Consider the following 17,743-nt stretch of genomic DNA (forward strand, 5'->3'; position numbering starts at 1 on the left):
TGCGGGAGCTGGCTTGCCGGCGAATGGCCGGATCAGCTCGCCGAGCTGGAACCGATCATCCACAGCAAGCCACTGGACTTGGCCCGCTCATGGCACAGAGCCAGAACCGCACGCCGCTCACTATTGTCCATGCGGCTCCAGCGGGTGATTTCATCCACCGTACGCTGACAACCGGTGCAGATGTCCTGCTCATCCAGAGCACAGATGCTCACGCAGGGCGAGGCGACGGGTCTTTCAGGGGCTGTCATTGTTCTTGCTCAACCAGGTCTCGGGCATAACGCTGGGCATTATGAACGTAGTGCGCGGCGCTGGCTTCGAGCATTTTCTTCTGTGGCTCGGTGAGTTCACGCACCACCTTGCCCGGCGAGCCCATGACCAGCGAGCCATCGGGGATCTCCTTGCCCTCACCGATCAGCGAGTTGGCGCCGATGATGCAGTTCTTGCCGATCTTGGCGCCGTTGAGGATCACCGCGTTGATGCCGATCAGGCTGTAGTCGCCCACGCTGCAGCCATGCAGCATGGCGTTGTGGCCGATGGTCACGCCGGTCCCGATGGTCAGCGGATAGCCCATGTCGGTGTGCATCACCGTGCCATCCTGGACGTTGCTGTGCTTGCCAATCAGGATCAGTTCGTTGTCGCCGCGCAGCACCGCGTTGAACCACACGCTGGCCCCCTCTTCCAGCTTGACCTTGCCCACCAGCGTGGCATTCGGGGCAACCCAGCTCTGTGGATGGGTCTCGACTCGGGCGTCGCCCAGGCGGTATTTCATCTTATTGTCCTCATGGCTCAGGCAGCCGCGGGTTTATGCCATGCGAATTGATGGCTTCAGGTATCGATATAGTTTGTCGGCGGGCGATGCAGGCTGATGTCGGCGTCGTACAGCAGGTTGACCAATTCGACGATCATGATCGCGGTCAGCCCCCAAATCTTGTACTCGCCAAAACGGTAGCTGGGGACGTACCAGCTGCGGCCCTGGTAGTCGATGCGGTGGGTATGTTCACGGGGGTCCTGGCGGAAGAACTCCAGGGGCACGTTGAAAACAGCGGCGATCTCGGCGTCATTGGCCTGGTATTCGACATAGTCGGGAATCACCCCGACATAAGGCGTGACCTTGATCCCGTGCAGGGAAATCAGTGGGCTCAGGGGGCCGATGACTTCCACCAGCCCTGGCGGCAGGCCGATTTCCTCTTCGGCCTCGCGCAGCGCGGTGAAGACCAGGTCCGGGTCCTCCGGGTCGCGCCGACCTCCAGGAAAAGCCACTTCACCACCATGGGTCGACAGCCCGCTGGCGCGCAAGGTCAACACCAGTTCCGGTTCATCGCTGCGGGTGATGGGCACCAGCACTGCAGCTTCGGGAAAACGTCGGTCGGTCTCCAGCGTACGCGGCGTGTAATGGCTTACCCGGTGAAGTAGCTCGTCCAGCATGAGGCATCTCGATCTGTTGGCTACCGTGCATCATGCACCAATCCAATCTTCGGCCCAAGCCCCGTTCCCGGGGATGTCGCTTAACGACAACTTGCCGACAACGGGGCTGGCGCGCCAAGATAGCCCCAGCCTTTTCGGATACCCCCCATGAAATTTTGCAGCCAGTGCGGCAACCCGGTGACCCAGCGCATTCCCGACGGCGATTCACGCCTGCGCTATGTCTGCGACCACTGCCAGACCATCCACTACCAGAACCCCAATATCGTTGCCGGCTGCCTCGCCACCTGGGAAGGCAAGGTGCTGTTGTGCCGCCGCGCCATCGAACCGCGCCTGGGTTACTGGACCCTGCCGGCGGGCTTCATGGAGAACGGCGAGACCATCGAACAGGCGGCCATTCGCGAAACCTACGAGGAAGCCTGTGCCCGGGTACGCAACCTGAGCATCTACACCCTGATCGACGTTCCGCACATCAGCCAGGTGCACGTGTTCTTTCGCGCCGAGCTGGCCGACCTGGACTTTGCCGCCGGCCCCGAGAGCCTGGAAGTTCAGTTGTTCGACGAGGCCGATATCCCTTGGTCCGAGCTGGCTTTCCGCACCGTCGGCCGTACCTTAGAATGCTTCTTCGCTGACCGGCGGGCACAGGCTTTTGCCGTTCGCTCCGAATCCATTCCGCCGCTCTCTCAGCCTGCCATCAGTTAAACAATAAAAACGTGCACGGGATCCGTGCGCGCCTGGGGATATCGTGTCAATGCGCTGGTTGCTTGCCCTGCTGTGCTGTTCCGTCGTCACTCTGTCTCAGGCCTCCACGGTGGAAACCCTCGACGGCAAGGTCATCGAAAAGGTCCTGGTACTCAAATCCGCCCATCAACTGCAGTTGATCAATGGCGGTAAAACGCTGAAGACCTACCGGATTTCCCTGGGCAAGAAACCCAAGGGCGCGAAACTCATGGAGGGGGATAAACGTACCCCCGAAGGCCTCTACTGGCTCGACTGGCGCAAGACCAGCGACCGCTACAACCTGGCCATGCACATCTCCTATCCGAATATCACCGACTCCGCGCGCTCACGTCGTGAAGGGGTCAATCCCGGCGGGATGATCATGATCCACGGCACCCCGGACACCGAAGAGTTTCCGGAACAGTACTTCCATACCCTGGACTGGACCGACGGCTGCATTGCCATGCGCAACGTCGACATGCGAGAGGTCTGGGGCCTGGTCAAGGACGGCACCATGATCGAGATCCGCCCTTAATTCCCCTCCCGCAAAAAATATTTTTACCCCCTCCCGCTCCTCCTGAGCCCCCATACCACTTGGCGACCCGCGACGGGTCGTCACCTGAGGTTATGGCGACCGCTGCCAGACCTGCCTAATACCACTTCAATCCTTTATCCTCCTTGTCACCCCGAAAATGCTGGATTATCACCATCTGCAGCTGACCAGTGGCGTTGACATGGTATCCAAGTGGTATTAGTTTTTTCGGCATTACCGGGCGACAACAACCTAATAACCGCATCGGAAAACCTACAGATGAATCACCTCCTGACCCTGCGTCCCGACGACTCCCAGCCGACTCCGCTGTACCTGCAACTGGCCCGCAACCTGGAAGCGGCGATCCACGCCGGCCAGTGGAAAGCCGAGCAGGCGCTGCCCTCGGAACGCAACCTCAGCGAACTGCTGGGCATCTCCCGGGTCACCGCGCGCAAAGCCCTGGAAGTGCTCTTCGAGCAAGGCCTGATCCGCCGCAGCCAAGGCTCGGGCACCTTCATCACCCCGCGCCTGGAACAACCGCTGTCACGGCTCTCCGGGTTCAGCGAAATGCTCCGCCTGAAAGGTTTCGTCCCTGGCTCCCAGTGGCTGGAACGCACCATCACCCCGCCCACCCACGAAGAGTTGATCCGCCTCGGCCTGTCGCCCAACGACAAGGTGGCGCGGCTCAAGCGCCTGCGCAAAGCCGATGACACCGTAATGGCCATCGAAATGAGCACCCTGCCGGCCAGCATCATCGCCCGGCCAGAAGCGGTTGGCGATTCGCTCTACGAATACCTCGACGGCATCGGCCGGCCCGTGGTGCGGGCGTTGCAACACATCCAGGCGATCAATGCCTCGGACGAATTCGCCGCTCTGGTGGGCATCGCCCCCGGCACCGCGATGCTGCTGATGACCCGGGTCGGCTACCTGGAAGACAACACGCCGATCGAAGTCACCGACACCTACTGCCGTAACGACTACTACGACTTCGTCGCTGAACTGCGACGCTGAACCCGCCTCCGGAACCCGAGAACCGTCCATGTCCGAAGACAATATCCTCACGCCCCAAGGCTGGGTCCGCGGCCGCCTGGTCCACCAGGACGGCAAGGTCGTCGCCATCGAAGGCAACCCCTGCGACCCGGCGGACAATGACCTGCCCTACCGGCTGCCGGGCTTTATCGACCTGCACGTCCACGGCGGTGGCGGCAAGGACGTGATGCAAGGCAGCCCGGCCTTCGACACCATCGCCCGCACCCATGTGCGTTTCGGCACCACCTCGCTGCTGGCCACCACCATGACCGCCCCCAGCGCGGAAATCCGCCAGGTCCTGGGGCAATTGGGACGCTATGCCGAGCAGCGCCCCCCGGGTTGCGCGCGGGTCCTCGGCGTGCACCTGGAAGGCCCGTACATCAACCCCGGCAAGCTCGGCGCGCAACCCAACTTCGCCCATACCGCCCTGCTGGCGGAAGTGGAGCAATACCTGGAACTGGCGCCGATCAAAGTGATCACCATCGCTCCGGAAGTCGCCGGCCACAACGGCCTGATCCGCGAGCTCAGCGCCCGTGGCGTGCGTATGCAGATCGGCCACACCCTGGGCAGCTATGAAGAAGGCGTGGCCGCCCTCGCCGCCGGGGCCACCAGCTTCACTCACCTGTACAACGCCATGAGCCCGCTGCACCACCGCGAGCCCGGGATCGTCGGCGCCGCCCTGGCCCACGCCCAGTACGCCGAGCTGATCCCGGACCTGATGCACGTGCACCCTGGTGCCATGCGCGTGGCCCTGCGCTCGATCCCGTGCCTGTACTGCGTCACCGACTCCACTGCCGCCGCCGGCATGCCCGACGGCGAGTACCAGCTCGGCAGCCACACCGTGACCAAGTGCCTGGGCGGCGTGCGCCTGCCGGACGGCACCCTGGCCGGCAGCACCCTGACCATGGACCAGGCCCTGCGCAACCTGGTGAAGATTGGCCTGCCTCTGGCCGAAGCCTCGCAGCGCCTGTCGCAATTTCCCGCCGACTACCTCGGCATCCCTGAACGCGGCCGCCTGCAACCTGGCAGCTGGGCCGACAGCGTGCGCCTGGATCGCGCACTCACACTGACCGCCGTCACGGTCGAAGGAGAAGACATTGACTTCAAAAATGCTTGAAGAGGCGTTGTCCTCACACCTGGCGGCGAGCAGCCAGCTGCAGCACCTGGACCCGGCGCTGATCGAGGTCGCCGGCCGCCTGCGGCGCCAGCCACCACAGGTGGCGATGACCGTGGCCCGGGGCAGCTCCGACCATGCCGCCAGCTATTTCGCCTACCTGACCATGCAGCAAGTGGGCATTCCGGTGGCCTCGCTGCCGATGTCGGTGGTCACCATGCAGCAGGCGCCCTTGCGCGTCAGCGGTCAGGCGGTGTTCGCCTTCTCGCAATCGGGGCAAAGCCCGGACCTGGTGAACAGCGTGCGCCTGCTGCGCAAGCGCGGGGCCCTCAGCGTGGCCATGGTCAACGCGGAAAACAGCCCGCTGGAAGCGGCCAGCGAATTCGCCCTGCCGCTGCATGCCGGCGCCGAGCAAAGCGTGGCCGCCACCAAAAGCTTCATTGCCACCCTCAGCGCCAGCGCACGGCTGATCGGCCACTGGAATGATGACGGGCGCTTGCTGGAGGCCGGCCTGGCCCTGCCCGACGGCCTGCGCCAGGCCGCCACCCAGGACTGGAGCCTGGCCGTCAATGCCTTGCGCGATTGCCAGCGACTGATGGTGATCGGTCGCGGCGCCGGCTTCGCCATCGCCCAGGAGGCCGCGCTCAAGCTCAAGGAGACCTCGGCGATCCAGGCCGAAGCCTTCAGCAGCGCTGAAGTCCGCCACGGCCCGATGGCACTCATCGACCACGACTACCCGTTGCTGGTGTTCGCCCCACGGGGCGCCGAACAGGGCGGCCTGCTGAGCCTCGCCGCCGACATGCGTCAGCGCGGCGCCAAGGTGCTGCTGGCGGCGCCGGATGACATCGGCGAGCGCGACCTGACCCTGAGCTGCTCCGAGCACCCGGTGCTGGACCCGATCCTGGCGATCCAGAGTTTCTACGTCATGGCAGCCGGCCTCGCCGAGGCCCGCAGCATGGACCCCGACCAGCCGCGCCACCTGAGCAAAGTGACCCGCACTCACTAAGCCCCATCGCCAACGAGTACCGCGCCATGCACAACAACAATAATGAACTGACGCTCAGTGCCCCATTAAGCGGGCCGGTGCTAGCCCTGCGCAGCGTGCCCGACCCGGTGTTCGCCAGCGCAGCCATGGGGGATGGCATCGCCATCGACCCGCTCAACGACACCCTGCACGCCCCCTGCGCCGGCCAGGTGATCCAGGTCGCACGCACCCGCCACGCAATCACCCTGCGTGCCGCCAATGGTGCCGAACTGTTGCTGCACCTGGGCCTGGATACCGTCGAACTGCAAGGCGAAGGCTTTGCCCTGCTGGTGCAGGAAGGCCAGCAAGTAGCGGCCGGCCAGCCGTTGCTGCGGGTCGACCTGGACTATGTGGCGCAGCGCTGCCGGAGCCTGATCAGCCTGCTGATCCTGACCAACGGCGAGGCCTTCGACCTGCGTCCACTGAGCCTGTCCTCGGTCAAGGTCGGCGAGCCGTTGCTGCACATCACCCGCCGCGCCGGCGCCGCTGCACCGCCGCTGGCAGAGGACAGCGCCGGCCAGCAGGCCAGCGCGCGGGTCAAGGTCGCCCATCGTGGCGGCTTGCACGCCCGCCCGGCGGCCCTGGTGCGCCAGACCGCCCTGAGTTTCAGCAGCCATTCGCACCTGGCCTTCAAGGACAAGAGCGCGCCCTGTACCAGCCTGATCGCCCTGATGAGCCTGGGCATTGGCGAGCAGGACGAAGTGCTGGTCAGTTGCCAGGGCGCCGACTGCCAGGACGCCTTGCAGGCCATGCTCAAGACCCTCGGCAGCCCCATGAGCGCCGATGCCCACGCCGAAGCCCCGACACCGGCGCGGGTTGCCCAACGCCCTGCCGAAGACGGCGTGCTGCATGGCGTCTGCGCCGCTCCCGGGCTGGTGTGCGGGCCGTTGGTACGGCTCAATGCCATGGTCCTGGCGGAGGATCACGGCCAGCATCAGCCCGAGCCTCAACGACAGGCCTTGAACAGCGCCCTGGGCCAGGTGCGAGGGGAAATCAGCCACACCCTGGAACAGGCCCGGCAGCGCCGGGACCAGCAGGAACAAGACATTTTCAATGCCCACCTGGCGCTGCTCGAAGACCCGACCCTGCTCGACGCCGCCGAAGCCGCCATCGCCCGGGGCCGCGCCGCCACTCATGCCTGGAGCGCGGCGATTGCCGAGCAATGCCAGGTCCTGCAACAACTGGGCAGTCCCCTGCTGGCCGAGCGCGCCAATGACCTGCGCGACCTGCAACAGCGTGTCCTGCGTGCCCTGCTGGGGGAGGCCTGGCACTACGATCTGCCGGCCGGGGCGATCGTCGCCGCCGAGGAGCTGACCCCCTCCGATCTGCTGCAACTCAGCGCCCAGGGCGTGGCCGGGCTGTGCATGGCGGCCGGCGGCGCCACCTCCCACGTGGCGATCCTCGCCCGCAGCAAAGGCCTGCCCTGCCTGGTGGCCCTGGGCCCGGAGCTGCTGGCCATCGACAATGAGCGTCAGGTGGTACTGGATGCCAATGGCGGACGCCTGGAACTGGCGCCCGGCCCGCAACGCATCGAGCAGGTGCGACAGGCCGGCGAAACCCTGCGCCAGCGCCGTGCACTGCAACAGCAAAAGGCCCACGAACCGGCCCTGACCCAGGACGGCCAGCAGGTCGAAGTGGCGGCCAACGTCGCCTCCAGCGATGAAGCCCGCGACGCCCATCAGGGCGGCGCCGACGGCGTCGGCCTGCTGCGCACCGAATTCCTCTTCGTCGATCGCCAGACTGCCCCGGATCAGGCAGAACAGCGCCAGGCTTACCAAGCGGTGCTGGATGCCATGGGCGACAAACCGGTGATCATCCGCACCATCGACGTCGGCGGCGACAAGCAGCTGGACTACCTGCCGCTGCCGGTGGAGGCCAACCCGGTGCTCGGCCTGCGCGGTATCCGCCTGGCCCAGGCCCGCCCGGAACTGCTGGACCAGCAACTGCGGGCGCTGCTTCAGGTCAGCCCGGTGCAGCGTTGCCGGGTGATGCTGCCGATGGTCACTGAAGTCGCCGAGCTGCTGCACATCCGCCAGCGCCTGGATCAGCTCGCCGCCGAACTGGGCCTCAAGCAGCGCCCGGAGCTGGGGGTGATGGTCGAGGTTCCGGCGGCGGCACTGATGGCCGAACAACTGGCGGAGCACGCCGACTTCCTCTCCATCGGCACCAACGACCTGTCCCAGTACACCCTGGCCATGGACCGTGACCACGCCGGGCTGGCAGCGCGCGTCGACGCCCTGCACCCGGCCCTGCTGCGGCTGATCGCCCAGACCTGCGCCGGCGCCCGCCACCATGGCCGCTGGGTTGGGGTCTGCGGGGCCCTGGCTTCCGACCCCCTGGCCACGCCGGTCCTCATTGGCCTGGGCGTCAGCGAGCTGTCGGTCAGCCCGCCCCAGGTCGGCGAGATCAAGGACCGGGTCCGCCAGCTGGACGCCGGCCAGTGCCGCCAGCTCAGCCAACCGCTGCTCAACCTGCCCGGCGCCGCCGCGGTCCGCCAGGCCTGCGAACGGCTTTGGCCGCTGCACTCATAACAAGAACTCCAGGAGAGACGCCATGTACCAGTATTTCATCGAGGGCCTGCAACGCCTCGGCCGGGCGCTGATGCTGCCCATCGCCATCCTGCCCATTGCCGGTCTGCTGCTGCGCCTGGGCGACACCGACCTGCTGAACATCGCGATCATCCACGATGCCGGGCAATCGATCTTCGGCAACCTGGCGCTGATCTTCGCGATCGGCATTGCCGTGGGCTTTGCCAAGGACAACAACGGCACCGCCGGGCTCGCCGGCGCCATTGGCTACCTGGTGATGATCTCGACCCTCAAGGTGCTGGACGCCAGCATCAACATGGGCATGCTCGCGGGGATCATCAGCGGGTTGATGGCCGGCGCGCTGTACAACCGCTTCAAGGACATCAAGCTGCCGGAATACCTGGCGTTCTTCGGCGGCCGGCGCTTCGTGCCCATCGCCACCGGCTTCAGCGCCGTGGGCCTGGGGGTGGCCTTCGGCCTGATCTGGCCGCCGATCCAGCACGCGATCAACAGCTTCGGTCAGCTGTTGCTGGAAAGCGGCAGCTTCGGCGCGTTCGTCTTCGGGGTGTTCAACCGCCTGCTGATCGTCACCGGCCTGCACCACATCCTCAACAACATGGCCTGGTTCATCTTCGGCAGCTTCACCGACCCAAGCACCGGCGCCGTGGTCACCGGTGACCTGACCCGCTACTTCGCCGGCGACCCGAAAGGCGGCCAGTTCATGACCGGGATGTTCCCGATGATGCTGTTCGGCCTGCCCGCCGCCTGCCTGGCGATGTACCGCAACACCCCGCCGGAACGGCGCAAGGTGATGGGCGGGATCTTCCTCTCCATGGCCCTGACCTCGTTCCTCACCGGGGTCACCGAGCCCATCGAATTTGCCTTCATGTTCCTCGCGCCGCTGCTGTACCTGGTGCACGCGCTGCTCACCGGCCTGGCCATGGCCCTGACCAACCTGCTGAACATCCACCTGGGGTTCACCTTCTCCGGTGGCGCCATCGACATGGCCCTGGGCTGGGGCCGCTCCACCAATGGCTGGAAGGTGTTTCCGGTGGGCCTGCTGTACGCAGTGGTGTACTACCTGGTGTTCGACTTCTGCATCCGGCGCTTCAACCTGAAAACACCTGGACGCGAGGACAGCCCGGCCAGCGAGAAAAACCAACTCAATGCCGATCAGCGCGCCGCCGCCTACATCAAGGCCCTGGGCGGTACAACCAACCTGATCACCGTGGGCGCCTGCACCACGCGCCTGCGCCTGGAACTGGCGGATCGCAACCTGGCTTCGGACAGCCAACTCAAGGCCCTGGGCGCCATGGCCGTGGTGCGCCCCGGCAAGGGCGGCAGCTTGCAGGTGGTGGTCGGGCCGATGGCTGACAGCATCGCCGACGAAATCCGCCAGGCATCGCCGGCTTCGGCCGCAGTGACAACGGCCGCTGTTGAAGAAACAGTGCAAATCGACGTTTCCACCCAGGAAGCGCAGCAGTGGCTCAACGCCCTCGGGGGCCGTGACAACCTGCTGCAGATGGACTGCGTGGCCCTGACCCGGTTGCGGGTGCACGTGAGCAATAGCCGCAGCCTGTCGGAGTCGGCGCTCAAGGGCCTGGGCTGCCAGGGCACGCGGCGCATGGAGGGGGATGTCTGGCATGTGCTGATCGGCGAGAAAGCCGGGGGCTTGCAGGCCGCCCTGAACACCCTGCTGCACCAGGAGGTTGGGGCCGGTGCTTGAGGGCGCTTTCGCGGGTAAGCCGGCTCTTATAGCGACCCTGTAGGAACCGGCTTGCCAGCGAAGGCCCACAAAAAAGCCCGCTGACCGTGGCCGGTTCAGCGGGCTTTTTGTCTGTGGATAACCTCAGAACGCTTCGAGGCGCCAGACTTCATAAGCCGGCGTTTCGTAGGGATGGCTCTGCTTGAGAGCCAGCACCACGTCGCAAATCAGTTCATCGGCCACCACCAACTCGACCTTCCACTCCTCCACCCGCTCCACCTGGCCGGTCTGCCCGAGAAACGGCTGGCTGCCGTCCAGCGGGCGAAACTGGCCCTGGCCGAGCACCTGCCAGGCGCACTGGTCGTAAGCACCGATGCGTCCGCCACCCGCGGCGAACACAGCGCTTTTGACCGGCTCCACATGGCTGGGAGGCACGAAGAAGCTGAGCTTGTACATCGGCCTCAGTTCACCCAGACGCGAGCGTTACGGAACATGCGCATCCACGCCGCATCTTCGGTCCACTCATCCGGACGCCAGGAGTTCTGCACGGCGCGGAACACCCGCTCAGGGTGCGGCATCATGATGGTGACGCGCCCGTCGCGGCTGGTCAGGCCGGTGATCCCGCGCGGCGAGCCGTTCGGGTTGGCCGGGTAACGCTCGGTGACCTTGCCGTGGTTGTCGACGAAACGCAGGGCCACGCAGCCGGACAGATCGGCCTCCAGCAGCGCCTCTTCGCTTTCGAATTCCGCATGGCCTTCGCCGTGGGCGATGGCGATCGGCATCCGCGAACCGGCCATGCCCTGCAGGAAGATCGAGTTCGACTCCTGCACCTGGACCATGGCCACACGGGCTTCGAACTGCTCGGAACGGTTGCGCACGAAGTGCGGCCAGAACTCGCTGCCCGGAATCAGCTCGTGCAGGTTGGACATCATCTGGCAACCGTTGCACACACCCAGGGTGAAACTGTCGGTACGTTCGAAGAAGCCCTGGAAGGCATCCCGCGCGCGGCTGTTGAACAGCGCCGACTTGGCCCAGCCTTCACCGGCGCCCAGTACGTCGCCGTAGGAGAAGCCGCCGCAGGCAACCATGCCCTTGAAGTCGTTGAGGTCGACGCGACCGGCGAGGATATCGCTCATGTGCACGTCGATGGCGTTGAAGCCGGCGCGGTCGAAGGCCGCGGCCATTTCCACCTGGCCGTTGACGCCCTGCTCACGCAGCACCGCCACCTGTGGACGCACGCCTTTCTTGATGTAAGGCGCGGCGATGTCCTGGTTGACGTCGAAGCCCAGCTTGACGCTAAGGCCCGGGTTGTCTTCTTCCAGCACCACGTCGAATTCCTGCTCGGCGCAGTCGGCGTTGTCCCGCAGGCGCTGGATCTGGTAGCTGGTCTCGGCCCACTGGCGTTGCAGCAGGCGGCGCTGGCCGGTGAACACGCTTTCACCGTTGTAGGAGATGCTCACTTCACCGTTGTTGATCGGCTGGCCGATCACCGCCACGCAGTCGCCCAGGCCGGCGGCGCTGAACTGCGCCAGCACATCCGGGGTCGCGTCCTGACGCACCTGGATCACCGCGCCCAGTTCTTCGTTGAACAGGATGGCGGCGATTTCCGCGGCGTTTTCCGCGACAGCGTCGAGGCTCAGGTTCAGACCGCAGTGACCGGCGAAGGCCATTTCCACGGCGCTGACCAGCAGACCACCGTCGGAACGGTCGTGGTAGGCCAGCAGGTGACCGTCGGCGTTGAGGCCCTGGATCACCGCGAAGAAGGCTTTCAGGTCTTCGGCGTCATCGACGTCCGGCGCTTGCTTGCCGAGCTTGCCGTGGGTCTGGGCGAGGATCGAGGCGCCCATGCGGTTCTGCCCGCGACCGAGGTCGATCAGGATCAGGTCGGTGGTGCCCTTGTCCATGCGCAGTTGCGGGGTCAGGGTCTGGCGAATGTCCGCTACAGGGGCGAAGCCGGTCACGATCAGCGACAACGGCGAGGTGACGCTCTTGTCCACGCCCTCTTCGTTCCAGCGGGTGGCCATGGACATCGAGTCCTTGCCCACCGGGATGGTGATGCCCAGTTCCGGGCACAGCTCCATGCCCACCGCCTTGACGGTGTCGTACAGGCGCGCGTCTTCGCCCGGGTGGCCGGCAGCGGACATCCAGTTGGCGGAGAGCTTGATGTCGCTGATCTTGCTGATTCGCGAGGCAGCGATGTTGGTCAGGGTTTCGCCAATGGCCATGCGGCCGGACGCCGGGGCATCCAGCAGGGCCAGCGGCGTGCGCTCGCCCATGGCCATGGCTTCACCGGTGTAGACGTCGAAGCTGGTGGCGGTCACGGCCACGTCGGCCACCGGCACCTGCCATGGGCCGACCATCTGGTCACGGGCCACGAGGCCGGTGATGGTGCGGTCGCCGATGGTGATCAGGAAGCTCTTGCTGGCCACGGCCGGGTGGTGCAGGACGCGCTCGATGCTCTCGGCGATATCCAGGGTGCTTGGATCGAAATCGTCACCCAGCTCGTTTTCCCGAACGGCCGAACGGTGCATGCGCGGGGCCTTGCCCAGCAGCACTTCCAGCGGCATGTCCACCGGGCTGTTGCCGAAGTGGCTGTCGGTCACGGTCAGCTGTGGCTCGGCAGTGGCTTCGCCGACGACCGCGAACGGGCAGCGCTCGCGCTCGCAGATGGCCTTGAAACGATCGAAATCGGCAGCGCCCACCGCCAGGACATAACGCTCCTGGGATTCGTTGGACCAGATTTCGTGCGGGGCCATGCCCGGCTCGTCGTTGGGGATGTTGCGCAGTTCGAAGCGACCGCCACGGCCGCCGTCGTTGACCAGTTCCGGGAAGGCGTTGGACAGGCCGCCGGCGCCGACGTCGTGGATGAAGCTGATGGGGTTGTTGTCCCCCAGCTGCCAGCAACGGTCGATGACTTCCTGGCAACGGCGCTCCATCTCTGGGTTTTCACGCTGTACCGAAGCGAAATCCAGGTCCGCCGAGCTGGTGCCGGTGGCCATGGAGGAAGCGGCGCCGCCGCCCAGGCCGATGAGCATCGCCGGGCCGCCGAGCACGATCAGCTTGGAGCCGACGGTGATCTCGCCTTTCTGCACGTGTTCGGCGCGGATGTTGCCCATACCGCCCGCCAACATGATCGGTTTGTGGTAGCCCCGAACCTCTTCGCCACGCGGGGTGGTGATGGACTGTTCGAAGGTACGGAAGTAGCCGGTCAGGGCCGGACGGCCGAATTCATTGTTGAACGCCGCGCCGCCCAAGGGGCCTTCGATCATGATGTCGAGGGCGTCGACGATGCGCTCGGGCTTGCCATAGGGCACTTCCCACGGCTGTTCAAAGCCCGGGATCTGCAGGTTGGATACGGTGAAACCGGTGAGGCCGGCTTTCGGCTTGGCGCCGCGCCCGGTGGCGCCTTCGTCGCGGATCTCGCCGCCGGAACCGGTGGAGGCCCCCGGGAACGGCGCGATGGCGGTCGGGTGGTTGTGGGTCTCGACCTTCATCAGGATGTGCACCGGCTCCTGCACCGCGCCGTACTGGCGGGTCTCAGGGTTCGGGTAGAAACGCCCGGCAACCGAACCGACGATGACCGCGGCGTTGTCCTTATAGGCGGAAAGCACACCCTCGTTGTGCATCTGATAGGTGTTCTTGATCATGCCGAACAGGCTTTTTTCCTGGCTCTGGCCGTCGATATCCCAACTGGCGTTGAAGATCTTGTGACGGCAGTGCTCGGAGTTGGCCTGGGCGAACATCATCAGTTCGATGTCGTGGGGATTACGCTTGAGGCCCTGGAAGGCGTTCATCAGGTAATCGATTTCGTCTTCGGCCAGGGCCAGGCCCAGTTCGCTGTTGGCTTTTTCCAGCGCGGCACGGCCGCCGCCGAGGATGTCGATGGCGGTCAGCGGCTTGGGTTCGGCGTGGCTGAACAGGCCGGCGGCCTGCTCCAGGTGGCCGAGAACGATCTGAGTCATGCGATCGTGCAGCGCGTCGGCGATCATCTGCGCCTCGGCATCGCTGAACTCACCGGCCACGTAGAAGGCAATGCCGCGCTCCAGGCGCTGGATCTTCGCCAGGCCACAGTTGCGGGCGATATCGCTGGCTTTGCTCGACCACGGCGAAATGGTGCCGAAACGTGGCAGGACCAGGAACAGACGGCCAGTCGGCTCTTGTACCGGAACGCTGGGGCCGTACTTCAGAAGGCGCGCAAGCACCTGCTGTTCGTCGCCGGTCAGGACGCCAGTGACTTCGGCGAAGTGAGCGAATTCAGCATACAGGCCACTGACAGCCGGAACCTTCTGGCTCAGTTGCTCAAGGAGTTTGCTGTGGCGAAAGGCAGAAAGGGCAGGAGCGCCGCGCAGGATCAACATCTTCGGGACAGCCTCGGGAAGGGGGTGTGCTTTGAGGCCGTGCATTCTAACGTAAACCGCTGGCATCGGCACTCGAAACGCAACCCCCGGGCGCCTCCGGACGTCGGCCCGGGCCAGGCGCCCTATAACAAAGCGTCATCAGGGTCATTACCGGCGGTTATTTTAATCGTCACATTGGCCGCCCAGGCCCCATTCCTGAGGCCTCCAGCCCGGCTCGCCCGGCGCTAGCAGACAAGCCCTTCGCTGTCGAGATATGGCGGTCGTTATCCTTTGCGTATACTGCGCCAATGTTTTCCCCTATGGCTTTACGTCCGCGCTGCGCCAAGTGGCTCATCGTAACCGGACTCTTCCTGATGCTCGGCGCCTGTGTTGAAAAACCCAGCACGCTTGAGCGCGTAAAGGAGGATGGTGTGCTGCGGGTGGTCACCCGTAACAGCCCCGCCACCTACTTTCAGGATCGCAACGGTGAAACCGGCTTCGAATACGAGCTGGTGAAACGCTTTGCCGACGATCTGGGGGTCGAGCTGAAGATCGAGACCGCCGACAACCTCGACGACCTGTTCGACCAGCTGGGCCAACCCAAGGGCCCGGTCCTGGCCGCCGCCGGCCTGGTGAGCAGCGAACAGCGCAAGCAGCAGGTGCGGTTCTCCCACCCCTATCTGGAAGTCACGCCCCAGGTCATCTATCGCAACGGCCGCTCGCGCCCCACTACCGCGCAAGACCTGGTGGGCAAGCACATCATGGTGCTCAAGGGCAGCACCCACGCCGAGCAACTGGCGGAGCTCAAGCTCAAGTACCCGGGCATCGAATATGAAGAGTCGGACGCTGTAGAAGTGGTCGACCTGCTGCGCATGGTGGACGAAGGCCAGGTCGACCTGACCCTGGTGGACTCCAACGAACTGGCGATGAACCAGGTCTACTTCCCCAACGTCAGGGTCGCCTTCGACCTCGGCGACGCCCGCAGCCAGAGCTGGGCGGTGGCCGCCGGCGACGACAACAGCCTGCTCAACGAGATCAACAGCTTCCTCGACAAGGTCGAGAAGAACGGCACCCTGCAACGCCTCAAGGACCGTTACTACGGCCATGTGGACGTGCTCGGTTATGTCGGCGCCTACACCTTTGCTCAACACCTGCAACAGCGCCTGCCCAAGTACGAGAAGCACTTCAAGGCCTCGGCCAAGCAGGAAAAGCTCGACTGGCGCCTGCTGGCGGCGGTCGGCTATCAGGAGTCCATGTGGCAGGCCGAGGTCACGTCCAAGACCGGTGTGCGCGGGCTGATGATGCTGACCCAGAACACCGCCCAGGCCATGGGCGTCTCCAACCGCCTGGACCCCAAGCAGAGCATCAGCGGCGGCGCCAAGTACCTGGCCTATATCAAGGAACAACTGGACGACAAGATCGAAGAGCCGGACCGCACCTGGTTCGCCCTCGCCGCCTACAATGTCGGCACCGGCCACCTGGACGACGCGCGCAAGCTGGCGGAAAGGGAAGGCCTGAACCCGAACAAATGGCTGGACGTCAAGAAGATGCTGCCACGGCTGTCGCAGAAGCAGTGGTACAGCAAGACCCGCTATGGCTACGCCCGTGGCGGCGAGCCGGTGCATTTCGTCGCCAACATTCGTCGCTACTACGACATCCTGACCTGGGTGACCCAGCCGCAGCTGGAAGGCGATCAGGTCGCCGAGGGCAACCTGCACGTGCCGGGGGTCAACAAGACCAAGCCGCCGGAAGAGAATCCACCCCTCTGACAGCATTCGCCGGCCATCTGGCTCCTACGGCAGGAGCCGGATAGCCGGCGTAGACTTTTCAGGCCTTGGCCGCAGCCGCCAGGATCAGGGCCTTCATCTCCGCCACCGCGCCTTTGAAACCGACGAACAGGGCATGAGCCACCAGGGCGTGGCCGATGTTCAGTTCGTTGATGCCCTTGATTGCCGCCACCGCTTCAACGTTGTGGTAATGCAGGCCATGGCCGGCATTGACGATCAGGCCCTGAGCCACGCCGACAGCGACGCCATCGACAATGCGCTGCAGCTCTTCAGCCACTTCGCTCGGCGTTTGGGCATCGGCATAACGCCCGGTGTGCAATTCGATGGCCGGCGCGCCAACCCGCTTGGAGGCTTCGATCTGGCGCTCGTCGGCGTCAATGAACAGGGACACCTGCGAGCCGATCTTCGACAGACGCTCTACCGCCGCCTTGATCCGCGCTTCCTGGCCAGCCACGTCCAGGCCGCCTTCAGTGGTGAGTTCCTGGCGGGTTTCCGGCACCAGGCAGATGTGCGCCGGGCGGATGCGCTCGGCAAACGCCATCATCTCTTCGGTGACGCCCATCTCGAAGTTCATGCGGGTCTGCAACACGTCCTTGAGCAGCAGCACGTCGCGCTCCTGGATATGCCGCCGGTCTTCGCGCAGGTGCACGGTAATGCCGTCGGCACCCGCCTCTTCCGCGTCCAGCGCTGCCTTGACCGGGTCCGGGTAACGAGTGCCGCGGGCTTGGCGCAGGGTGGCAACGTGGTCGATGTTCACGCCAAGAAGAATGCGATTGCTGGTGGTCACGGAAGCGCTCCTGAATAAATGAAGATTCGGCGCACAGCATACGGGGAGACTAAGGCTTGCGAAACAACTCGCGACTGACCAACGGCCGACCACCCAGGTGCACCGCCAGGGCCTGGCGCATCAGGCGCTTGGCCGCCGACAGCGCCCCGGGAGCACTCCAGTCAGCCTCGGCCATGGCCAGCAGCTCGGTGCCGTTGAACAGCCCTGGCTGCAACAGGAAAACCTGCTCCAGCCCGGCATCCACCTGCAACCGATAAAGACCGTCGGCGGCGATCGGCGCGCCATGGATGTCGCTGTCCAGGGCAAAGCCGTAGCCCAGGTCGTCCAGCAGGCGCCATTCAAAGGCGCGTAGCAGGGGCTCCAGGGGACGGCCTTCGGCCAGGGCCAGCAGGGTCGCCGCATAGTGGTCGAACACCGCGGGATGGGGGTCTTCCGCGGGCAGCAGGCGAATCAGCAACTCGTTCAGGTACAGGCCGCTGAACAGCGCCTCGCCATTGAGCCAGGCGGCGATCCCGGCACTCTCCATGCGCCCGACGTTCTTCAACTCGCCGCGGCCGCGAAACTCGACTTCCAGAGGCACAAAAGGCCGTGCCAGGGTTCCTGCCTTGCCCCGAGCATTACGCAATACGGCGCGCAGGCGACCTTGAGGGGTGAGGAAATCCACCAGAGCGCTGCTCTCACGGTAGGCGCGACTGTGCAAAACGTAAGCGAGCTGGCCGACAGGGGCGTTGCTGGACATGGTTGCGGGGGATCTCAGG

15 protein-coding genes are annotated in these 17,743 nt (G+C 65.0%); 8 read left to right on the forward strand and 7 right to left on the reverse strand.

The window, feature by feature from the left end; all coding sequences use genetic code 11:
• Window positions 1-32: 32 nt before the first annotated feature.
• The 3 genes from LXM55_RS07020 to LXM55_RS07030 are packed head-to-tail and all read right to left on the reverse strand — an operon-like array spanning window position 33 to window position 1,425.
• Window positions 33-248 (reverse strand): DUF1289 domain-containing protein, encoded by a 216-nt coding sequence (locus LXM55_RS07020; RefSeq protein WP_102861292.1) that lies wholly within the window; start codon window positions 246-248, stop codon window positions 33-35.
• On the reverse strand, window positions 245-769 hold the full coding sequence (locus LXM55_RS07025; protein WP_233319725.1) for a gamma carbonic anhydrase family protein: 525 nt from the start codon (window positions 767-769) through the stop codon (window positions 245-247). The genes LXM55_RS07020 and LXM55_RS07025 overlap by 4 nt, the downstream gene beginning before the upstream one ends.
• A gap of 56 nt (window positions 770-825) precedes the next feature.
• On the reverse strand, window positions 826-1,425 hold the full coding sequence (locus tag LXM55_RS07030) for a CoA pyrophosphatase (RefSeq protein ID WP_233319726.1): 600 nt from the start codon (window positions 1,423-1,425) through the stop codon (window positions 826-828).
• 147 nt (window positions 1,426-1,572) lie between these two features.
• On the opposite strand from LXM55_RS07030, the gene LXM55_RS07035 reads away from it, so the two are divergent.
• The 7 genes from LXM55_RS07035 to nagE all read left to right on the forward strand — a co-directional run bounded on the left by LXM55_RS07035 (window position 1,573) and on the right by nagE (window position 10,095).
• A complete protein-coding gene (locus tag LXM55_RS07035; protein ID WP_233319727.1) occupies window positions 1,573-2,124 on the forward strand; it encodes an NUDIX hydrolase in 552 nt (183 codons plus the stop codon).
• 49 nt (window positions 2,125-2,173) lie between these two features.
• Entirely contained in the window at window positions 2,174-2,677 is a 504-nt protein-coding gene (locus tag LXM55_RS07040) for a L,D-transpeptidase family protein (protein WP_233319728.1), read from the forward strand.
• Window positions 2,678-2,953: 276 nt separating this feature from the next.
• Window positions 2,954-3,685, forward strand: coding sequence for a GntR family transcriptional regulator (locus tag LXM55_RS07045; RefSeq protein ID WP_233319729.1), 732 nt, complete (start codon window positions 2,954-2,956; stop codon window positions 3,683-3,685).
• A gap of 28 nt (window positions 3,686-3,713) precedes the next feature.
• Window positions 3,714-4,820, forward strand: a complete 1,107-nt coding sequence (gene nagA / locus LXM55_RS07050; protein ID WP_233319730.1) for an N-acetylglucosamine-6-phosphate deacetylase — start codon at window positions 3,714-3,716, stop codon at window positions 4,818-4,820.
• Window positions 4,801-5,823, forward strand: coding sequence for an SIS domain-containing protein (locus LXM55_RS07055; protein ID WP_233319731.1), 1,023 nt, complete (start codon window positions 4,801-4,803; stop codon window positions 5,821-5,823). Before nagA ends, LXM55_RS07055 begins: the two co-directional genes overlap by 20 nt.
• 26 nt (window positions 5,824-5,849) lie before the next feature.
• Complete coding sequence (gene ptsP / locus LXM55_RS07060; protein ID WP_233319732.1) at window positions 5,850-8,372, forward strand: phosphoenolpyruvate--protein phosphotransferase; 2,523 nt, start codon at window positions 5,850-5,852, stop codon at window positions 8,370-8,372.
• A gap of 22 nt (window positions 8,373-8,394) precedes the next feature.
• Window positions 8,395-10,095, forward strand: coding sequence for an N-acetylglucosamine-specific PTS transporter subunit IIBC (gene nagE / locus LXM55_RS07065; protein WP_233319733.1), 1,701 nt, complete (start codon window positions 8,395-8,397; stop codon window positions 10,093-10,095).
• A gap of 123 nt (window positions 10,096-10,218) precedes the next feature.
• Here nagE and LXM55_RS07070 read toward each other — a convergent pair whose 3' ends face one another.
• Window positions 10,219-10,530, reverse strand: coding sequence for a Nif3-like dinuclear metal center hexameric protein (locus LXM55_RS07070; RefSeq protein WP_233319734.1), 312 nt, complete (start codon window positions 10,528-10,530; stop codon window positions 10,219-10,221).
• A gap of 5 nt (window positions 10,531-10,535) precedes the next feature.
• Window positions 10,536-14,432 carry a phosphoribosylformylglycinamidine synthase gene (gene purL, locus LXM55_RS07075; RefSeq protein WP_233319735.1) on the reverse strand — a complete coding sequence of 1,299 codons (3,897 nt, stop codon included), beginning with the start codon at window positions 14,430-14,432 and terminating at the stop codon, window positions 10,536-10,538.
• A gap of 287 nt (window positions 14,433-14,719) precedes the next feature.
• Between purL and mltF the strand changes: the two genes are divergently transcribed.
• Window positions 14,720-16,180, forward strand: a complete 1,461-nt coding sequence (mltF, locus tag LXM55_RS07080; RefSeq protein ID WP_233319736.1) for a membrane-bound lytic murein transglycosylase MltF — start codon at window positions 14,720-14,722, stop codon at window positions 16,178-16,180.
• Window positions 16,181-16,238: 58 nt separating this feature from the next.
• Here mltF and pdxJ read toward each other — a convergent pair whose 3' ends face one another.
• A complete protein-coding gene (gene pdxJ, locus LXM55_RS07085) occupies window positions 16,239-16,985 on the reverse strand; it encodes a pyridoxine 5'-phosphate synthase (protein WP_233319737.1) in 747 nt (248 codons plus the stop codon).
• Between the two features lie 49 nt (window positions 16,986-17,034).
• A complete protein-coding gene (recO, locus tag LXM55_RS07090; RefSeq protein WP_060837669.1) occupies window positions 17,035-17,724 on the reverse strand; it encodes a DNA repair protein RecO in 690 nt (229 codons plus the stop codon).
• Between the last annotated feature and the right edge of the window lie 19 nt (window positions 17,725-17,743).

Source organism: Pseudomonas sp. Au-Pse12, assembly GCF_021341665.1.
Classification (GTDB): Bacteria; Pseudomonadota; Gammaproteobacteria; order Pseudomonadales; family Pseudomonadaceae; genus Aquipseudomonas.